This is a genomic window from Agrococcus terreus (assembly GCF_014645235.1).
GTDB classification, from domain to species: domain Bacteria; phylum Actinomycetota; class Actinomycetes; order Actinomycetales; family Microbacteriaceae; genus Agrococcus; species Agrococcus terreus.
In genome coordinates this window covers 485,261-497,460 of record NZ_BMLM01000002.1, presented here as the reverse complement: position 1 = coordinate 497,460, position 12,200 = coordinate 485,261, and the positions used below count along the sequence as shown (strand labels likewise).

The following is a 12,200-nucleotide window of genomic DNA, read 5'->3' as shown; positions in this document are numbered from 1 at the left end:
AGCGCATGATGATCCAACCGTCGCCCGAGCGCGCGACGGCGTCCATGATGATCCAGCCGTCACCGGACTTGCTGGTGCTGAGGTCGTTCTTGTTGGGACGCATGATGCGCTCCGATCTGTGAGTGGGGGGAACCGACCCTTCTGTTATACGGGTCGGAGCGTGCTTTCCGCTATTGCAAAGTTTCCGACACGCGGATGGCCGGGCGCCGGGAGCGATCCCCCGGTGACCGGGGGATACGCCTCGCGACGGCTGTGCGCCGCGGTCGCCGTCAGGCCGAGAGCTCGGCGGACTCGAGCCGGATCTCGACGCCCGAGAGCGCCTGCGAGACGGGGCAGCCAGCCTTCGCCTGCTCGGCGTAGTCGGCGAACTCCTCCTGCGACAGCCCGGGCACGGAGCCCTGGACGGTCAGCACGCTCGTGGTGATGCCCGTGCCCGGCACGAACGAGACCTTCGCGCTCGTCGCGAGCGTCTCGGGCTCGTGGCCCGCCTCGCCGAGCGTGTGCGAGAGCGCCATGGCGTAGCAGGACGCGTGTGCGGCGGCCAGGAACTCCTCGGGCGTGGTGGCGCCGCCCTCCTCGGCGCGGGCGCGCCAGGTGAGGTCGAAGGTCGAGCCGGTGCCGAGCGTCGTCGTGCCGGATCCGGAGCCGAGGCCCCCGGTCCACTGGGTGCTCGCGGTCGAGGTGATGGGCATGCGGGAACCTCCTCAGGCGTCGGTCGCCCTGTGCGGCCGACCGGCCCAGGCTACGGCCGGCGCCTGGGCCGGACCAGGGCCGCACCGATGCCGCGGCCGTAGCCTCGACGCATGCCACCGCTCGAGCAGCTGACGGTGATGGCCGTCGTCGCCGTCGTCATCATCGGCTTCGTCTCGCACTTCGCGAGCCGCATCGGCGTCGCCGCGCCTCTGGCGCTCGTCGTCGTCGGGGTGGTCCTCGCGCTCGTCCCGGGCACGCCTGAGATCGAGCTCGAGCCCGAGCTCATCCTCACCGTCGTGCTGCCACCGCTGCTCTACGCGGCCGCGCTGCAGGTGCCGTTCGTCGAGTTCCGCCGCAACCTGCGGGTCATCGCGTTCCTGTCCGTCGTGCTCGTCGTCGTCTCCGCGGCGGCGGCCGGCCTCGTGGTGCACGCGCTGCTCGGCGGCGTCGGCCTCGCGCTCGCGCTGGCGCTCGGGGCCGTCGTCTCGCCGCCGGACGCGGTCGCGGCGATCTCGCTCGGCAAGCGCCTGGGCCTGCCGCCGCGCATCGTCACCATCCTCGAGGGCGAGGGGCTCGTGAACGACGCGACCGCGCTCGTGCTGCTGAGCACCGCGCTCTCGGTCGCGACCGCCGACCAGGGGCTCGCGCTCGACGGCTGGGACCTCGCCTCCGACTTCGCCTGGGCGGTCGCAGGCGCCGTGCTCGTCGGCTGGCTCGTCGGCACCGTGGCGGTGCGGCTGCGGGCGCGCGTGCGCGAGAGCGTGCTCGACACCGCCGTCTCGCTCGTCGTGCCGTTCGTCGCGTTCCTCGTCGCCGAGCACATCGCCGCCTCGGGCGTCGTCGCGGTGGTCGTCGCCGGCATCGTCGTCGGCAACGGCGGCGCCTACCGCATCCGCGCCGCCCACCGCCGCGCCGAGGGCGTCAACTGGCGCACGTTCACGATGCTCGTCGAGAACGGCGTGTTCCTGCTCATGGGCTACCTGCTGCCGCCGGTGGTCGTGGCCGTCGAGGAGGGGCCGCAGAGCCTCGGGGCGGTCGTCGGCATCGGCCTGGTCGTCACCGCCGTGCTCATCGCGCTGCGGCTCGCGGTCATGCCGCTGCTGCTGTGGTCGATCCGCGCCCGCGCGGGCAAGCTCGAGCGGCGCCAGGAGGTCGCGGCCGACAGGATGGCGGCGGCCGACGAGCGCTTCGGCACGGTCGACGACCCGCGCATCCGCACCCGCCTCGACCGCTTCCGCGGGAGCGTCGACCGCAGCCAGCACGACGTGAGCGCCGAGCGCGACGGGGCGCTGGGCTGGCGCGACGGGGTCGTGCTCGGCATGGCCGGGATGCGCGGCGTCGTCACGATCGCGGCCGCCCAGACCCTGCCGGGCGACCACCCGCTGTACGAGCCGCTCGTGCTCATCGCCTTCGTCGTCGCGGTCGCGACGCTGCTGCCGCAAGGGCTGCTGCTGCCGGTCGTCGTGCGGCGGCTGCGGCTCGAGCGCGACAGCGACGTGAGCGAGCGCACGCAGCTCGTGCGGCTCCTCGAGCGGCTGCAGGCGGTGGGTGCCGAGGCGGTCGACGAGGCCGCCCGCGACGACGACGTCGACCGCCGCGCGGCCGCCGAGCTGCGCCGCCGCATCGACGACCGCTCCGCGAGGGCCGACGCGGTCGCAGAGGCCGCCGACGACGGGTCGCGGCTCGCGCTCATCCAGCGCATCCAGGCGCTGCAGCGCGTCGAGATCGACGCCGAGCGCGCCGCCCTCGATCGCGAGCGGCGACGCGGCGAGTTCTCGTCCGAGGCGATCGCGCAGGTGCTCGCCGCGCTCGACGACCAGGAGATCCGCCTGGAGCGGATGCAGGGCGACTGACCGGCGCGCTGGTGCTTGGATGGGTGCATGACTGAGAAGCCCGAGATCGACGCCCCCGAGGGCCCCGCGCCCGCTGACCTCGAGATCACCGACATCACCGTCGGCGAGGGAGACCTCGCCGAGGCCGGCAAGCAGGTGTCCGTGCACTACGTGGGCGTGACCCACTCCACCGGCGAGGAGTTCGACGCCTCGTACAACCGCGGCGCGCCGCTCGAGTTCCCCCTCGGCGTCGGCATGGTCATCAAGGGCTGGGAGCAGGGCATCGAGGGGATGCGCGTCGGCGGCCGCCGCAAGCTCGTCATCCCGCCGCACCTCGCCTACGGCGAGCGCGGCGCCGGCGGCGTCATCGGCGCGAACGAGACGCTGATCTTCGTCTGCGACCTCATCGCGGTCCGCTAGCGCTGTAGCTCCACCGAGCGAGAGGTGCTCCTCCGCCCAACAGGTGCTGGTCCACCGGCACCCCTCGGGCAGAGGGGCACCTCTCGCCGCGTCCGGGGTCGGCGCTACAGCGCCTTACCGGGGTTGAGGATGCCCTGCGGGTCGAACGCGGCCTTGATCGCGTGCTGCAGCGCGAGCTGCCGCTCGCCCAGCTCGTCGACGAGCCAGCGCCGCTTGAGGGTGCCGACCCCGTGCTCGCCCGTGAGCGTGCCGCCCAGCGCGATCGCCGCCTGGAACACCTCGTCCGCCGCCGCCCACACCGCCGCCGGCGGCTCGGTGCCGTCCGGACCGCCGCCCTCGAACACGAACGTCGGATGCAGGTTGCCGTCGCCGGCGTGGCACGTGACCGGCAGCCGCACGCCGTGGCGCGCAGCCGCATCCCGGCAGATGCGGAACATGTCGGCCATGCGCGAGCGCGGCACCGACACGTCCTCGACGAGGATCGTGCCGAACGACTCGAGCGCGAAGTGCACCTGCCGCCGCACCTGCACGAGCAGGTCGCTGCGCGCCGGGTCGTCGGTCACCTCCACGGTGCCGCCGTGCGCCTCGAGCATCGCCGCGGCGGTGCGCGCGACCTCCTCGGCGCCCGCCTCGTCGGCCTGCAGCAGCACGAACGCGCCGGCGAGCGGCTCGCCCGTGTAGGCGGCGAGCATGCCGACGCCCTCGCGATCGACGAGCTCCATGATCGCCGGGCGGAGGCGCGCGGCGGTGATCGCGGTGCACGCGGCCGCGGCGCGCTCCTCGTCGGAGAAGAACGCGCCGACCGTCCAGACGGCACCGGTCACCGCGGGGCGCAGCTTCAGCACCGCGCCGACGACGATGCCGAGGGTGCCCTCCGAGCCGATGACGAGCGCGGTGAGGTCGAGCCCCGTCACGCCCTTGACGGTGCGGTGGCCGGTGCGGATGAGCTCGCCGTCGGCGAGCACGACGTCGAGCGACAGCACCCACTCGCGCGTCACCCCGTGCTTGGCGCAGAGGAGCCCGCCGGCGTTCGTCGCGATGTTGCCGCCGACCGTCGAGATCGCGCGGCTCGCCGGGTCCGGCGGCCACCACAGGCCGTGGCCCGCGAGCAGCTCGTCGAGCTCGAGGTTGCGGATGCCCGGCTCGACCGTGCAGGTCTGGTCGACGAGCGAGACGTCGAGCAGCCGCCGCATCCGGTCGACCGAGACGACGAGCTCGCCCGGCCCGGCGTTCGCGCCGCCGGCGAGGCCCGTGCCCGCGCCGCGCGGCACGACCGCCACGCCGTGCGCGCTCGCCCAGCGCATCGCGGCCTGCACGTGGGCGACCTCGGTCGCCTCGACGACGGCCAGCGGCGCGCCGGTCGAGCTGTGGCCGGAGCGATCGGCGCGGGCGACCTCGAGGGCCGCCGGCTCGGTGACGAGGACGTCGGCGGGCAGCGCCGCCCGCAGGTCGTCGAGCGCGGTCGCGGCGGCGGCGGTCACCGCAGCACCAGGCCCTCGGCGACGCGCCACGCGCCCGGACCTCCGGTGCAGCGCACCGAGTGCGCGTTGTCGGGCGTGCGGGTCTCGAGGCCCGTCACGGCGTCGACGAAGGCGCGGATGAACGTGCCGTGGCAGACGAGCACGAGGCCGTCGACCGCCACGTGGCCGGCCACGTCGTCGACCGCGGCGACGGCGCGCTCCTGGAGCGCGTCGTACGGCTCCTCGCCCGGCCACTCCTCGCCGAAGCGGGCGACCGCCTCCTCCTTCGTGAGCCCCTCGACCTCACCGTACGCGCGCTCGACGAGGCTCTCGTAGCGGCCGCCCACCTCGAGCCCGAGCTCGGCCGCGATGATGTCGGCCGTCACCATCGCGCGCTGCAGCGTGGACGAGACCACCGCATCCCACGACTCGTCGGCGAGCAGCCGGGCGGCGGCGTGCGCCTGCGCGATGCCGGTCTCGTTGAGCGGGATGTCGCTCGTGCCCTGCAGCCTGCCGTGGAGGTTGAAGTCGGTCTGGCCGTGGCGGACGAGGGCGATCTCCATGCTCCGAGCCTACGTCGGCGCGGATGCGGAGATTCCACAGGCTCACATCCCGACCTCCCCGCGCGAAGGCGGGGCATGAGAGGAATCCGGGCATGACGCACACCACCATCGACACCCCCATCGGCACGCTCACGATCGTCGCGGGCGAGGCCGGCCTCACCTCCATCACGATGGAGGACCACCGTCCCGCGCCCGACGAGGCGACCTGGGGCGAGTGCGACGACGCGCCCGCCGCCGGCAGCCCGCTCGCCGAGGCCGCCGCGCAGCTGCGCGCGTACTTCGCGGGCGACCGCACCGCCTTCGCGCTCCCGCTCGCCGAGGTCGGCACGCCCTTCCAGCGGCGCGTCTGGGCCGCGCTCGCCGAGATCCCCTACGGCGAGACCCGCACCTACGGCTGGATCGCCGAGCGGATCGGCCAGCCGACCGCCGTGCGGGCCGTGGGGCTCGCGAACGGCCGCAACCCGTTCTCGATCGTCGTGCCCTGCCACCGGGTCGTCGGGTCGACCGGCCAGCTCACCGGGTACGCCGGCGGCGTCGAGCGCAAGCGCCACCTGCTCGATCACGAGCGCGGCGCGCGGCTAGATTCGGTCGCGTGAGCCGTGCGCCGTTCGAGTCGATCGTCGAGGCCCACGGCGCCCGCGTGTGGCGCGTCTGCCGCGCGCTGCTCGCGCACGCCGATGCCGAGGACGCGTGGAGCGAGACCTTCCTCGCGGCGCTCGAGGCCTACCCGACGCTCGATCCGGCGCGCATCGAGGGCTGGCTCGTGACCGTCGCCCACCGCCGCGCGGTCGACGTGCTCCGCCGCTCGTCGCGGCTCGTGGCGGGCGAGCCCGCCGACCGGCCGGCGCCCGAGCGGGCGCGCGACCTCGATCTGGCCAGGGCGCTCGCGGCGCTGCCGCAGCGGCAGCGCGAGGCGGTCGTGCTCCACCACCTGGGCGGCCTGCCGTTCCTCGACGTCGCGGCGCAGCTGGGCACGTCGTCGGATGCGGTGCGGCGCGCCTCGTCGGACGGCGTGCGCCGCCTGCGCGAGCTGCTGGGAGGCGCCGATGCCTGAGCACGAGCTGCCGCTCGCGGTGCCGGATGCGCCGCTCGACGCGCTGCGCGCGCGCCTCGCGGCCGACGCGGCGGGCGCCGGGCTGCTCGACGTCGCCGTCCGCACCCTCGACACCCGCGTCGGTGCGCTGCTGCTCGCCGCCACCGAGCGCGGCCTGGTCTCGGTCACGTTCGACGGCGAGCATCCGGACGCGACGCTCGAGCGGCTCGCCCGCGAGCTGAGCCCGAGGATCCTGCGGGCACCCGCGCGGCTCGACGCCGCCGCGCGCGCCCTCGAGGCGCTCGTCGACGGCCGCGCCCGCGCCTTCGACGGCCCGCTCGACCTCGCGCTCGCGCGCGGCTTCAGCCGGGAGGTCGTCGAGCGGCTGCGCGAGATCCCCTACGGCCAGACGCGCTCCTACGCGCAGGTCGCCGCGGCGGCCGGCTCGCCGCGCGCCGTGCGCGCGGTCGGCACCGCCTGCCGCCGCAACCCTCTGCCCATCGCGATCCCGTGCCACCGCGTCGTCCGCAGCGACGGCTCGCTCGGGCAGTACGCGGGCGGCGAGGCTGCGAAGCGGCTGCTGCTGGCTGTGGAGGCGGGCTGAGAGCGGGCGATCCGGGCGACTACGGTGGTCGGGTGCCACACACCGAGCTCCTCGCCGTCGTCGAGCGCGACGGCTTCGTCGAGTCCGAGCACCGCGGCGTCGCGGTCGTCATCGACCCGGACGGGCGGGTGATCGAGCGCCACGGCGACGTCACGCTGCCGTTCCTCGCGCGCAGCGCGCTGAAGCCGCTCTACGCGGCCACGATGCTCGATGCCGGGCTCGTCGAGCTCGAGCCCGCGTGCGCGGCGCTCGCGAGCGCGAGCCACCACGGCGAGCAGGTGCACGTCGACACCGCGACGGCGATGGCGGCGGCGCTCGGCGTCGACGAGGACGCCCTCCGCTGCCCGCCGATGCGCGCGCCGGGCGGCGGCGAGCGCCGCTTCGCGCACATGTGCGTCGGCAAGCACATCACGATGGCGGCCGCGGCCCGCGCGCTCGGCGAGCCCGAAGGCTACTGGGCCGACGAGCACCCGCTCGGGGCGCTGCTGCGCCGCGGCGTCGCGCAGGCCGCGGGGGAGGCGGAGGGGCTCGTCGCCCACGACGGCTGCGGCGCGCTCGTCTTCTCCACCACGCCCGTCGGCATGGCGCGCGCCTTCCGCCGCCTCGCGCCCGACGGTGAGGGCGCCTTCCGCGCGGTCGGCGACGCGATGCGCGCGCATCCGGTGCTCATCGACGGCGAGGGCAAGCCGGATGCGGTAGTCATCGCCGAGACCGGATGCGCCACGAAGTTCGGCGCCGAGGGCACGCAGGCGATCGTCGCGCCCGACGGCACGACCGTCGTGGTGAAGGCGGCCGACGGCGCGCGGCGCGCGGGCGCGCCGGTGGCGATCGCGCTGCTCGAGCGGGTCGGTGCGATCCCGGAGGGCACGGGGGAGCGGCTCGCCGAGCCGCTGGGCCTCGTGCAGCGCAGCGCCGACGTGCCGGTGGGCATCCTCCGCCCCGTCGTCTGACCCTCCGCCGGTCGAGCCGCTCCGCGGCCGCAGGCCGCTGAGCGTGTCGAGACCACAGCGCGGCGAGCGGTGCTCCGTGCGGTGGTCTCGAGACGGGCGCGCCCTGCGGGCGCGTGCTCCTCGACCAGCGGGGGAGCGGGCGCGTGCTCCTCGACCAGCGGGCGCGGCGACCGCCTAGCCTGGCCCCATGCGGATGCGGGCGACGGCGGCAGCGATCGCGCTCGTCGCCGCGCTCTCGACGACCGCCTGCGCCCAGACCGTCTGCCCGGCGATCGGCTACCTCCACACGCTCGCGGTCGAGGTCGCCGACGACCGCGTCGCATCCATCGAGCTCTGCGACACCGACGGCTGCTCGTCGTCCGAGGCTGCCGCGAGCCCCGATTCGACCGGCGCCTTCGCGCACGCCGCGCCGGAGCCCGACGGCGCCGGCCGGTGGCTGGCCGGGGGCCTGCTCGACGCCCCGGAGCGCGTGACCGTGCGGATGCTCGACGAGTCCGGCGCGCTGCTCGGCGAGGCGGAGGTCGAGCCGGCGTGGCAGCGCACGGGCGGCTCCGAGCAGTGCGGCGGCCCGCACGCCGCCACGATCGACGTCGCCCCGTGACGCGCGCGACCGTCGCCGCGCACCGCGCGTCGTAGCCTGGTCGAGCCCCGGCCGCCGCGCCGGCATCCCTGCACCCGGAGGTGCCCGTGACCGTCTTCGCCATGTCGCCCGACGGCGTCCGCATCGCGCTCCACGAGCTCGGCGACCCCGACGGCGCGCCCGTGCTCCTCATCCACGGCTTCTCGTCGAACGCGCAGCGCAACTGGATCGACACCGGCTGGAGCGGCGCGCTCGCCGAGGCGGGCCTCCGCGGCATCGCGATGGACCTGCGCGGCCACGGCGACAGCGGCCGCCCGACGACGGGCTACGAGGTGCCGCGGTTCCTCGACGACGTCGACGCGGTGCTCGAGCAGCTCATGCTCGACGAGCCGCCCGGCGCGATCGGCTACTCAATGGGCGCGCGGCTGCTGTGGCGGCACGCGGGCACGCGCACGCTCGCCTTCCGGGCGCTCGTGCTCGGCGGCCTGCCCGCCGGCGACCCGTTCCAGCGCTTCGACCTCGACCTGGCGCTGCGGGCGATGGCGGGGGAGGCGGAGGCCGGCCCGACGGAGTCGTTCGTCGTCGACCTCGCGGGCGTCTTCCCCGAGCACGACCCGGCCACGCTCGTCCACCTCGCCGCCGAGGTGTCCGACTCGCTGTTCGACCCGGAGCAGGCGCCGCCGACGGCGCCGACCCTCCTCATGACGGGCGACCGCGACACGCGCGCGCCGGACTCGGCGTCGCTCGTGCCGCTGCTGGCCGACGGCCGCTTCGCACCCATCCCGGGCCGCAACCACATGAACGCGCCGACCTCCGGCGCCTTCCGCCGCGAGGCGACGGCCTTCCTGGCCGCGCGCCTCCGCGGCGACGCGGCCGCCGCCTGAGGCGGCGTGCGGCGGGGGCAGATCGACGTGCCCCGGACATGGTGCAGGGCCGGTCGGGAGATCCCGACCGGCCCCAGTCCCTTGCACCAAGCGAGGCCTTGAGCTTCGCTTCCGTTGACCGCCACAGCACTACGATCAACGTGGAACCACCGTATAACGGATCGGTAACGAACGAGCCTAGATCCGCCTGAGAAATGTCTGTGGCTCCAGCGCCCGGCGGCCGGCTCGGAGGCTCAGAACCGGTCGGGGCTCGGGCCGTCGGCGAGGACCGTGACGTCCGCGTGGCGGTCGAAGCGGTAGCCCGAGCCGCGGACCGTGCGGATGACCTCGGCGTAGTCGCCGAGCTTCGCGCGCAGGCGGCGGACGTGCACGTCGATCGTGCGCTCGTTCGGGCGGTTCGCGTCGTCCTCGTCGGGCCAGAGCGCGTCGATGATCGCCTCGCGGCCGACGGTCGAGCCCTCGCGAAGCACGATGTGCTGCAGCAGCTCGAACTCCTTGTACGTGAGCGGCGCGATGTCGTCGCCGATCGCGACGCGCTTGCGCGACAGGTCGATGACGATGCCCGAGTCGGGCTCGGCGACCGGCTGCTGCACGGCGGGGTCTTGGAGCGCGCGGCGGACGACGTCGACGTCGCGGCCGCCGGAGCCTGCCGGCGCGAGCGCGACGGCGGCGTGCGTCTCGGCGCTCGGCGCGAGGCGGGCGGTGAGCGTGCGCAGCTCGCTCACGAGCCGGGCGAGCTCGATCTGGTCGGCGGCGGCGGCGCCCTCGCCGAGGCCGACGTAGAGCACGAAGCCGCGGGCCTCCGTGCCGTCGGGGACGGCACGGACGGGACGCTTGACGCCATCGGGGACGGCGCGGATGCGGGGCTTCGGCGCTGGCGTCGGAGCGATGGCGACGGCGGGGCGGGTGGCGAGGGCGGTGGCGCCGTGCGTGCGGACGGCGGCGGGGCGGCGGGTAGGGAGAGCGGTGAGCGTCATCGGAGGAGGCCTTCCGGGTGCGGTCGGCGCCGTCCGCTGGAGGGGCGGTGGTCTGCCGACCTGGGGTGTCGAGGTGTCGTGCGAGTCGCTGGAGGACTCACGGACCGCTCGGCCTGCGGGCATGTGCTCGGTGCGGGCCTGTGCCGGGAGCGGGGCCGCTGGATCAGCGAGCGGCCTCAGCGCAGCGTGTCAGCTGCCGGCGGGAGCGGTCGGACGGGGTGCGAGCGAGGCTCAAGCACACATTCGACGCATGTCGACCATCGGCATCATCATGCCGTTCGTCCCCTGGGCCGCGAAGACGGGCTTGAGGGCAGTGGTGGTCGTCATGGTTGCGAGTATCCACATATATGACGCCCCGTGTCAAACGACATGGCTGACGATCATGACGAAATGTGACGCCTCCGGATGCGGAGTGCGTCGCGGGTGCCGCCTCGACTGCGCGATGTGACCAGAGGCGTGCGGTGTCTGACTCGCGGATCGACCATGGCAGGAGCGCGCGCTGCCCAATCTCGACGACTTCGCGCAGATCGTGCCCGGATGCGGCGAGCCCCCGCGCTGCGGAGGGAGACGGGGGCCGCTGCGCGGGTCGGCGTCAGTCGCCGACGGTGCCGTAGAGCCGGTCGCCGGCGTCGCCGAGGCCGGGCACGATGAAGCCCTGCTCGTTGAGGCGCTCGTCGAGCGCGCCGAGCACGATCGTGACGTCGTGGTCGCCCATGTCGCGCTCGATGCGCTCGATGCCCTCGGGGGTGCCGAGCAGGCAGATGGCGGTGACGTCGACGGCGCCGCGGTCGAAGAGGTACTGCATCGCCGCCGAGAGCGAGCCGCCGGTGGCGAGCATCGGGTCGAGCACGAAGCACTGGCGGTCGGAGAGGTCATCGGGGAGGCGCTCGGCGTACGTGTACGGCTCGAGGGTCTCCTCGTTGCGCGCCATGCCGAGGAAGCCGACCTCGGCGGTCGGCACCATCGTGGTCATGCCCTCGAGCATCCCGAGGCCCGCGCGCAGGATCGGCACGACGATGGGGCGCGGCTCGGCGATCGCGACGCCGACCGTCGTGGTGACGGGCGTGCGGATCTCCTTGGGCGCGACGCGCACGTTGCGGGTCGCCTCGTAGGCCAGCAGCGTCATGAGCTCGCCGACGAGCGAGCGGAAGGTCGGCGACGGCGTGCGCTCGTCCCGCAGCACGGTCAGCTTGTGGGTGATGAGCGGATGGTCTGCCACGTGCACTCGCATAGGCTCCAGGGTAGTGGCGCCGCGGGGCTCGGGGCCCGGGAGGGGCGGTGCGCATGCGGCCGACGGCACGCGACGAGGAGGCCATGCGCCTCGCGCTCGCGGAGGCCGCGGCGGCGACGGCGACCGACGACGTGCCCGTGGGCGCGGTCGTGCTGGGCCCGGACGGCGCGGTGCTCGGCCGCGGCCGCAACGAGCGCGAGCTGCGCCACGATCCCACCGCCCACGCCGAGGTGGTCGCGATGCGCGAGGCGGCGGCGGCGCTCGGCTCGTGGCGGCTCGACGGCTGCGCGCTCGTCGTCACGCTCGAGCCCTGCGCGATGTGCGCGGGCGCGATCCTCCAGGGGCGGATCGCGCGGGTCGTCTTCGGCGCGTGGGACGACAAGGCGGGCGCCGCCGGCAGCGTGCTCGACGTGCTGCGCGAGCGGCGGCTGCCGCACCGCGTGGAGGTCGTCGCGGGCGTGCTCGCGGGCGAGGCGGAGGCGCAGCTGGCGGCGTTCTTCGCCGGCCGGCGCTAGCGACCGCCGCCGCGCGCGCTCAGCGCCAGAAGACGGCGATGAGCAGGTTGACGACCGCGAGGCCGCCGGCGGTGTGGAAGAACGGGCCGAGCTTGCGCTCGATCGACACGTCGGCGACGACGTTCGCGCCGTTCGCGGTGAGGGTCGCGCGCTCGGCGCGGATGGCGCGCTGGCGCAGGAAGCCCACGAGCGCCGCGACGAAGACCACGAGCGCGATGAGGGTCTTGATGCCGAGCTTCATGTGGTTCGGCTCGTCGTCGCCCGCCATCGCCAGGCCGTAGAGGCCGACGCCGGAGACGAGCTGGAGCGAGGCGCCGATGAGCAGCGCCCAGAAGGCGTGGTTCGCGCGCGTGCGCATCTGCAGCACGAACGTGCCGACGAGCATCGAGACGCCCACGAAGTGGACGGCGAGCAGCAGCGAGTGCAGGAAGTCCATGCAGACAGCCTACACAAGCGCG

The 12,200-nt window shown here is 74.8% G+C and carries 15 protein-coding genes; 9 read left to right on the top strand and 6 right to left on the bottom strand.

Annotation, left to right across the window (positions count from 1 at the left end; genetic code table 11):
* Window positions 1–269 precede the first annotated feature (269 nt).
* Window positions 270–692: an OsmC family peroxiredoxin gene (locus IEW90_RS12245; RefSeq protein ID WP_188718556.1), complete on the bottom strand. Its 423-nt coding sequence runs from the start codon at window positions 690–692 to the stop codon at window positions 270–272.
* A gap of 111 nt (window positions 693–803) precedes the next feature.
* Between IEW90_RS12245 and IEW90_RS12240 the strand changes: the two genes are divergently transcribed.
* Window positions 804–2,546 (top strand): cation:proton antiporter, encoded by a 1,743-nt coding sequence (locus IEW90_RS12240; protein WP_188718555.1) that lies wholly within the window; start codon window positions 804–806, stop codon window positions 2,544–2,546.
* Window positions 2,547–2,573: 27 nt separating this feature from the next.
* Window positions 2,574–2,945, top strand: coding sequence for an FKBP-type peptidyl-prolyl cis-trans isomerase (locus IEW90_RS12235; RefSeq protein WP_188718554.1), 372 nt, complete (start codon window positions 2,574–2,576; stop codon window positions 2,943–2,945).
* A 104-nt stretch (window positions 2,946–3,049) separates the two neighbouring features.
* Here IEW90_RS12235 and IEW90_RS12230 read toward each other — a convergent pair whose 3' ends face one another.
* Window positions 3,050–4,426, bottom strand: a complete 1,377-nt coding sequence (locus tag IEW90_RS12230) for an FAD-binding oxidoreductase (protein ID WP_188718553.1) — start codon at window positions 4,424–4,426, stop codon at window positions 3,050–3,052.
* Complete coding sequence (locus IEW90_RS12225; RefSeq protein WP_188718552.1) at window positions 4,423–4,968, bottom strand: histidine phosphatase family protein; 546 nt, start codon at window positions 4,966–4,968, stop codon at window positions 4,423–4,425. Before IEW90_RS12225 ends, IEW90_RS12230 begins: the two co-directional genes overlap by 4 nt.
* A gap of 92 nt (window positions 4,969–5,060) precedes the next feature.
* Between IEW90_RS12225 and IEW90_RS12220 the strand changes: the two genes are divergently transcribed.
* The 6 genes from IEW90_RS12220 to IEW90_RS12195 all read left to right on the top strand — a co-directional run bounded on the left by IEW90_RS12220 (window position 5,061) and on the right by IEW90_RS12195 (window position 9,019).
* On the top strand, window positions 5,061–5,564 hold the full coding sequence (locus IEW90_RS12220; protein WP_188718551.1) for a methylated-DNA--[protein]-cysteine S-methyltransferase: 504 nt from the start codon (window positions 5,061–5,063) through the stop codon (window positions 5,562–5,564).
* Window positions 5,561–6,022 (top strand): RNA polymerase sigma factor, encoded by a 462-nt coding sequence (locus IEW90_RS12215; protein ID WP_188718550.1) that lies wholly within the window; start codon window positions 5,561–5,563, stop codon window positions 6,020–6,022. Before IEW90_RS12220 ends, IEW90_RS12215 begins: the two co-directional genes overlap by 4 nt.
* A complete protein-coding gene (locus IEW90_RS12210) occupies window positions 6,015–6,605 on the top strand; it encodes a methylated-DNA--[protein]-cysteine S-methyltransferase (protein WP_188718549.1) in 591 nt (196 codons plus the stop codon). The genes IEW90_RS12215 and IEW90_RS12210 overlap by 8 nt, the downstream gene beginning before the upstream one ends.
* 32 nt (window positions 6,606–6,637) lie before the next feature.
* The gene (locus IEW90_RS12205) at window positions 6,638–7,555 is read left to right on the top strand and encodes an asparaginase (RefSeq protein ID WP_188718548.1); all 918 of its coding nucleotides are present in this window, start codon (window positions 6,638–6,640) and stop codon (window positions 7,553–7,555) included.
* Between the two features lie 187 nt (window positions 7,556–7,742).
* On the top strand, window positions 7,743–8,156 hold the full coding sequence (locus IEW90_RS12200) for a hypothetical protein (protein ID WP_188718547.1): 414 nt from the start codon (window positions 7,743–7,745) through the stop codon (window positions 8,154–8,156).
* An 86-nt stretch (window positions 8,157–8,242) separates the two neighbouring features.
* Window positions 8,243–9,019: an alpha/beta fold hydrolase gene (locus tag IEW90_RS12195; protein ID WP_188718546.1), complete on the top strand. Its 777-nt coding sequence runs from the start codon at window positions 8,243–8,245 to the stop codon at window positions 9,017–9,019.
* A gap of 233 nt (window positions 9,020–9,252) precedes the next feature.
* Here IEW90_RS12195 and IEW90_RS12190 read toward each other — a convergent pair whose 3' ends face one another.
* Together IEW90_RS12190 and upp are read right to left on the bottom strand one after the other, a co-directional pair.
* Entirely contained in the window at window positions 9,253–9,996 is a 744-nt protein-coding gene (locus tag IEW90_RS12190; protein WP_188718545.1) for a winged helix-turn-helix domain-containing protein, read from the bottom strand.
* Window positions 9,997–10,588: 592 nt separating this feature from the next.
* Window positions 10,589–11,227: a uracil phosphoribosyltransferase gene (gene upp / locus IEW90_RS12185; RefSeq protein WP_188718544.1), complete on the bottom strand. Its 639-nt coding sequence runs from the start codon at window positions 11,225–11,227 to the stop codon at window positions 10,589–10,591.
* Window positions 11,228–11,280: 53 nt separating this feature from the next.
* On the opposite strand from upp, the gene tadA reads away from it, so the two are divergent.
* Window positions 11,281–11,742, top strand: coding sequence for a tRNA adenosine(34) deaminase TadA (gene tadA, locus IEW90_RS12180; protein ID WP_229679662.1), 462 nt, complete (start codon window positions 11,281–11,283; stop codon window positions 11,740–11,742).
* Window positions 11,743–11,761: 19 nt separating this feature from the next.
* Here the strand turns inward: tadA and IEW90_RS12175 are convergent, their stop codons facing one another.
* A complete protein-coding gene (locus tag IEW90_RS12175) occupies window positions 11,762–12,178 on the bottom strand; it encodes a hypothetical protein (protein WP_188718543.1) in 417 nt (138 codons plus the stop codon).
* Between the last annotated feature and the right edge of the window lie 22 nt (window positions 12,179–12,200).

What these genes read in the sequence shown, in the direction of transcription:
- IEW90_RS12200 (WP_188718547.1), top strand. Translation starts at nt 7,743, where the DNA reads ATGCGGATGCGGGCGACGGCGGCAGCGATCGCGCTCGTCGCCGCGCTC.
- IEW90_RS12175 (WP_188718543.1), bottom strand. Translation starts at nt 12,178, where the DNA reads ATGGACTTCCTGCACTCGCTGCTGCTCGCCGTCCACTTCGTGGGCGTC.
- IEW90_RS12235 (WP_188718554.1), top strand. Translation starts at nt 2,574, where the DNA reads ATGACTGAGAAGCCCGAGATCGACGCCCCCGAGGGCCCCGCGCCCGCT.
- IEW90_RS12220 (WP_188718551.1), top strand. Translation starts at nt 5,061, where the DNA reads ATGACGCACACCACCATCGACACCCCCATCGGCACGCTCACGATCGTC.
- IEW90_RS12190 (WP_188718545.1), bottom strand. Translation starts at nt 9,996, where the DNA reads ATGACGCTCACCGCTCTCCCTACCCGCCGCCCCGCCGCCGTCCGCACG.
- IEW90_RS12225 (WP_188718552.1), bottom strand. Translation starts at nt 4,968, where the DNA reads ATGGAGATCGCCCTCGTCCGCCACGGCCAGACCGACTTCAACCTCCAC.
- tadA (WP_229679662.1), top strand. Translation starts at nt 11,281, where the DNA reads ATGCGGCCGACGGCACGCGACGAGGAGGCCATGCGCCTCGCGCTCGCG.
- IEW90_RS12240 (WP_188718555.1), top strand. Translation starts at nt 804, where the DNA reads ATGCCACCGCTCGAGCAGCTGACGGTGATGGCCGTCGTCGCCGTCGTC.
- upp (WP_188718544.1), bottom strand. Translation starts at nt 11,227, where the DNA reads ATGCGAGTGCACGTGGCAGACCATCCGCTCATCACCCACAAGCTGACC.
- IEW90_RS12210 (WP_188718549.1), top strand. Translation starts at nt 6,015, where the DNA reads ATGCCTGAGCACGAGCTGCCGCTCGCGGTGCCGGATGCGCCGCTCGAC.
- IEW90_RS12245 (WP_188718556.1), bottom strand. Translation starts at nt 692, where the DNA reads ATGCCCATCACCTCGACCGCGAGCACCCAGTGGACCGGGGGCCTCGGC.